At 72.2% G+C, this 5,481-nt stretch carries 5 protein-coding genes; 1 reads left to right on the forward strand and 4 read right to left on the reverse strand.

Going from position 1 to position 5,481, the window contains the following annotated elements:
* From P409_RS25355 to P409_RS25370, 4 genes are all read right to left on the reverse strand, one after another.
* On the reverse strand, window positions 1–614 hold a 614-nt coding region (locus tag P409_RS25355), incomplete at its 3' end, for an ABC transporter permease subunit (protein ID WP_052121372.1).
* Window positions 611–1,636, reverse strand: a complete 1,026-nt coding sequence (locus P409_RS25360) for an ABC transporter permease (RefSeq protein ID WP_034845007.1) — start codon at window positions 1,634–1,636, stop codon at window positions 611–613. The genes P409_RS25360 and P409_RS25355, both read right to left, overlap by 4 nt.
* Window positions 1,637–1,867: 231 nt before the next feature.
* Entirely contained in the window at window positions 1,868–3,379 is a 1,512-nt protein-coding gene (locus tag P409_RS25365; RefSeq protein WP_202964808.1) for an ABC transporter ATP-binding protein, read from the reverse strand.
* Window positions 3,380–3,402: 23 nt separating this feature from the next.
* Window positions 3,403–4,431 carry a BMP family ABC transporter substrate-binding protein gene (locus P409_RS25370; protein WP_052121373.1) on the reverse strand — a complete coding sequence of 343 codons (1,029 nt, stop codon included), beginning with the start codon at window positions 4,429–4,431 and terminating at the stop codon, window positions 3,403–3,405.
* A gap of 335 nt (window positions 4,432–4,766) precedes the next feature.
* Between P409_RS25370 and P409_RS25375 the strand changes: the two genes are divergently transcribed.
* Window positions 4,767–5,481 (forward strand): GGDEF domain-containing protein (locus P409_RS25375; RefSeq protein WP_034845008.1); only part of this gene is annotated, 715 nt, incomplete at its 3' end.

A 5,481-nucleotide genomic window follows, 5' to 3' on the forward strand; every position in this document is an offset into this window, starting at 1 on the left:
ACCGCGGCGATGCGGGTGCGGGCGACGCCGGCGCCCAGCGTCTCCGCCGCGTCCGGCCGCTCCCCCACCCCGCGCAGGCGCAGGCCCCAGACGGTGCGGAACAGGAACACGGCGATCACCGCCACCAGGATCCAGGCCGCCCAGGTCAGCACGGTGTGGCTGCCGAAGACGCGGTTGAACCAGGGCACCGCCGCGATCCGCGGCAGCACCACGCGCGGCAGGTCCTGCATGGTCGGGTCGGTGAAGGTGCCGGAGACGCCGAACAGGATGCGCAGCAGGAAGGCGGTCAGGCCCGAGGCCAGCAGGTTCAGGCCGATGCCGATGACGATCGGGTCGCCGCGGAACCAGGTCGACCCGAAGGCCAGGATGGCGGAGAAGGTCATGGTGCCGACCAGGGCGGCGGTCACGCCGCCGGCGACGCTGCCGGTGTAATACGTCCCGGCGATGGCGCAGAAGGCGCCGATCAGCATCTGGCCTTCCAGCGCGATGTTGAACACGCCGGCGCGGTCGCACAGCACCCCGGCCAGGGCGGCCAGCAGGATCGGCGTCACCGCCTGGATGGTCTGGGCGAACAGCACCGCGTTGAACAGCGACAGCCAGTCCATGCCGCTCATCGCCTCCGCAGGCCGTGGCGCATGGCCAGCAGCAGGATGATCACCGCCTGCAGCACCAGGGTCAGCACCCGCGGCACCTCGGTCGCCCGCTCCATGGCGAAGCCGCCGGTCTGCAGCGCGGCGAAGAACAGCCCGGCGCAGACCGCGCCGATCGGTTCGCCCATCGCCAGCAGCGCCGCCATCAGCCCGGACCAGGTATAGGCCGGCGACAGCAGCGCGTTGTCGGTGAAGCGGAACTGGTCGCCCAGCACCAGCATGGCGCCGACCAGCCCGGCCACGGCACCGCTGGCGAACAGCGTGCGCACGGTCTGGCGGCCGAGATCGACCCCGCCATAGGCGACGAAGCGCGGGTTCAGGCCGCGCAGCCGCAGCTCGTAGCCGGCGGTGCCGCGCCGGTCGGTGAACACCACGGCGGCGATGACCAGCAGCAGCAGGACCAGGCCCCAGGTGATCGGCGTGCCCGGCACCAGCACCGGCAGCCGCGCCGCCTCCTCCACCCGGTAGGTCTCGGGCATGCCGGTCGACGGGTCGCGCAGCGGGAAGCGCGCCAGGTAGGAGCTGACACCCTGGGCCGGGTAGCTGAGCAGCAGGGTCGAGATCAGCAACGGCACGCCGAACCGCACCTCGCCCCAGGCCGCCAGCGCGGCATAGGCGCCGGAGACGGCCATGGCGGCCAGGATCGCGGCCGCCAGCCGGACCTCGCCCGGCGCCGGCAGGTACAGCGCCACCACCGCCGCCACCAGGCCGCCCAGCACCAGCTGCCCGTCGCCGCCGAGATTGACCATGCCGCCGCGCAGCGGGATCGCGGCCACCAGCGTCATGCCGACCAGCGGCACGGCCCGGGCCACGGTCTCCGCCAGGTTCGGCCCGACCAGGGCGCCCGCCAGGATCTCGCCATAGACCGCGACCGGGTCGTGCCCGGCGGCCAGGGTGATCAGCGCCCCGATGACGAGCCCGCCCAGGATCGCCCACAGCACGGAGGAGGTCGCGGCGCCGCGCAGGACAGAGGCGGCGGCGGTCATGGGGGCGCCCCGGCGGGAACAAACTGCGTCCCCCCTCCCCTCGCGGGAGGGGGTTAGGGGGAGGGGGTTGTCGACGGAGAAAACCGCGCTGAACAAATGGACTCGGCGCGCGGAAGGATGGCCCTCATGCCCCGTCACACGTCGGAGCTTCGGCACGAACCCCCTCCCCTACCCCCTCCCGCAAGGGGAGGGGGGACAAGAAGGGGAGCGGTCCTGGTGTAGGTGCACCCCTCATGCCGCCTGCCCCGTCACCCCGGCCATCAAGAGGCCGAGGCCGGTCTCGGTGGCGTCGGCGCCCGGCACCTCGGCGATCACCCGGCCCTCATACATCACCAGCACCCGGTCGGAGAGGGCGAGGATCTCGCCCAGCTCGGCCGAGACCAGCAGCACGGCGCGGCCGCGGTCGCGCTCCGCCACCAGCCGGCCATGGATGAACTCGATGGCGCCGACATCGACGCCGCGGGTCGGCTGCTCGGCGATCAGCACCGGCGCCTGATGGTCCAGCTCGCGCGCCACCACCACCTTCTGCAGGTTGCCGCCGGACAGGGTGCCGACGGCCGTGCCCTCGCCCGGGATCCTGATGCCGAAGCGGGCGATCAGGCCGCGCGCCCGGTCCCGCATCGCCGCGCGGTCCAGCACGCCGCGGCGGGACAGCGGCACCCGTCGGTGGAAGCCCATGGCGAGATTGTCGGCGGCGCTGGCCCGCGGCGCCGTGCCGGTGCGGGCGCGATCCTCGGGCACATAGGCGATGCCGGCGGCGCGGCGGCCGGCCACCCCGGCGGCGGTGACGTCGCGCCCGTCGACCTTGACCGACCCGGCATCGGCGGCCCGCAGCCCGGCCAGCATCTCGATCAGCTCGGTCTGGCCGTTGCCGGCGACACCGGCGATGCCGACGATCTCCCCCGCTTGCACGGCGAAGGAGACGCCGTCGACCGCCGGCTTCCCGGGCGCCGCCAGGGTCAACCCCTCGACCTCGAGCAGCGGCCGGCCCGGCTGCGCCGGTGCCTTGTCGACCTTCAGCGAGACGTTGCGGCCGGTCATCGCCCGGATGATCGCCTGCGGGTCGGTCCCGGCCGTCACCATGCGGTCGGCGTTGCGGCCGTCGCGCAGCACGGTGATGCGGTCGGTCACCGCCATCACCTCATGGATCTTGTGGGTGACGAACAGGATCGTCCGCCCGTCCGCCGCCAGGCCGCGCATCACCTGGAACAGCCCGTCGCGCTCGCCCGGGGTCAGCACCGCCGTCGGTTCGTCCAGGATCAGGATGCGGGCATCACGGTACAGCGCCTTCAGGATCTCGATCCGCTGCTTGACCCCGACCGGCAGCATGCCGACCCGGGCGTCGGGATCGACCGGCAGGCCGTGGCGCCGCGCCAGCTCCGCCACCGTTCGGCGGGCGGCGGCGCGGTCGATGAACGGCCCGCGTCGAGGCTCGGCCCGGTAAACCACATTCTCCCAGACCGTCAGGCTGTCGAACAGCTTGAAGGCCTGGTGCACCATGCCCAGGCCGGCGGCGATGGCGTCCGTCGGCGACCGGAACGGCCGGGGCCGGCCGTCGATCACGATCTCGCCCTCGTCCGGCTGCACCAGCCCGTAGAGGATGCCCATCAGGGTCGACTTGCCGGCCCCGTTCTCGCCCATCACCGCATGGATCTCGCCGGCCTCGACCGACAGGTCGACCCGGTCATTGGCCAGCACCCCGGGGTAGCGCTTGACGATGCCGCGCATCTCCAGGAATGCCACGCCCCGGCCCTCCGCGCGCCGGGTTACTGGCCGGCCGTCAGCGGATCGGCCACCGTCACCGTGCCGGCGGCGATGGCGTCGCGCAGCTCGCGCACCTTGGTGATGACGTCCGGATGCTCGGCGATCAGGCATTTCGAGTTGGCGACGTCGTCGCCGAGCCCGGTCAGGGTGATGCCGCCCTCCTTCACGCCGTAGGAGGTCAGCGGCGCCTGGGTGCCGGCCAGGATGCCCTTCACCGCCTCGACCAGCGCGACATCGACCTTCTTCTCGATATTGTCCATCACCACGCCGGGCGCCAGCGGACACTGGTTGACGTCGACGCCGAAGGCCAGCGTGCCCGGCGTCGCCTCCGCCGCCTTGAAGATGCCGCCATTGCCGCCGGAGGTGGCGGCCAGCACCCGGTCCGCGCCCTCGCTGATCAGCGACACCGCCTGCTGCTGCGCCCGCACCGGGTCGGAGAACGGGTTGTCGCCGCCGACCCAGACGGTCGGGCTGACCACGATCTCGTCGTTCACCGCCTTGGCGCCGGCGGCGAAGCCGTCGGTGAAGCGGTGCAGGAAGGGGATGTCGAGCGCGCCGATCGCGCCGATGGTGCCGCTCTCCGAGGTCAGCGCCGCCTCGGCGCCGGCCAGATACGCACCCTCATGCTCGCGGAACACGGCGCAATAGACATTCGGCATCGGCTTCTGGATGCACTGGTCGACGATCAGGAACCTGGTGTCCGGGAACTTGGCCGCCGCATCCGGCACGATGTCGCCGAACTCGAAGCCGATCACGATCACCACCGCCGCACCCTCGCGCGCCGCTGCCTCGACATTCTGGCGGCGGGTGGCGGGGTCGGTGCTCTCATAGACCTTGGCCTCGCCGCCGATCGCGGCCGCCGCTTCCTCCGCCCCTTTGCGGCCGAGCTTGAGGAAGTCGTTCACGCCGAGCGGATCGGGCGAGATGAAGACCAGCTTGCCGCCGGCCGCCTGGGCCGGCAGCGCGGCGCCGAGGGCCAGGGCCGCCGCCGTGATCGGACCGATGAGATGCCGCCGCCCATGGATGCGCATGATCTTTCCCCTGTTTCCTTGCGATCGCCGCCCCGCGGAGCGCCCGGCGGTCCACCTTTGGCGGCTGCCGTTCGATTCGTCAATCGGCGCGGATCGCCCGCGACTCGGCACTCTCCGGCTGGACAAGGCGAAGAGATTGCAGTTTACTAAAATTGTATTTAATTGATTTGCCTTCCGCCCTGGAAATGATTCCGGCTCTAATCGGCGGAGGCCATCGGGTCATTCGTTCGATCGGGAGATGATGCGGAAGCCATGAGCGGCAGAGTGTCGACCGTCCAGCCGCTGCTTGTGGCAATCCAGGCCCCCTTCGGGTCGGGAATGACTGTCCCGGCCCGATGACCGATCCGACCTCCCCATCCCTGGTCGCGCTGGAGCGCGACGCCCTGCAGGCCCTGGTCGACGGCGACCCGATCGACAGCGTCCTGCGCGATGTCGCCCGGGCGGTGGGCCAGCTGCAGGCGCTGCCCGGCGTCGCCTTCCTGCGGCTGGATGAAAGCGGTGCCAGCCTGTCGCTGCTGGCGCAGAGCGGGCTGCGGGGCGCGATGCTGGACGCCCTGGGAACGATCCGGGTCGGCCCGGCCGGCCAGCCCCCCGGCGTCGCCGTCTTCACCAGTGCGCCGGCCGCCGGCCCCTTGGTGGGCCCGGCGGGCGGGCCGGGCGCCGCGCTGGCCGAGCCGCTGACCGATGATGACGGCCGGATCGCCGGCGCGCTGCTGCTGGCCGGTCTGTCGCGGCCCGAGGAGATGCCGGAGCCGCTGCGGCGGACCATCGGCCGGCTGTTCGCCATGGCGCTGCGGCGCGACCGCCGGGACCGCGAGGTCCAGGACCTGATCTACCGCGATCCGCTGACCGGCCTGCCCAACCGCCGCTGCTTCGACGAGCGGCTGGCCGAGACCTTCGCCCGCGGGGTCGACGCCGCCTGCCCGGTCTCGGTCCTGTTCATGGACCTGGACGAGTTCAAGAAGGTTAACGATACCCTGGGCCATGAGGTCGGCGACCTGCTGCTGGCGATCGTCGGCAGCCGGCTGCGCCGGGCCCTGTCGACCGAGG

Source organism: Inquilinus limosus MP06, assembly GCF_000767795.1.
GTDB classification, from domain to species: Bacteria; Pseudomonadota; Alphaproteobacteria; order DSM-16000; family Inquilinaceae; genus Inquilinus; species Inquilinus limosus_E.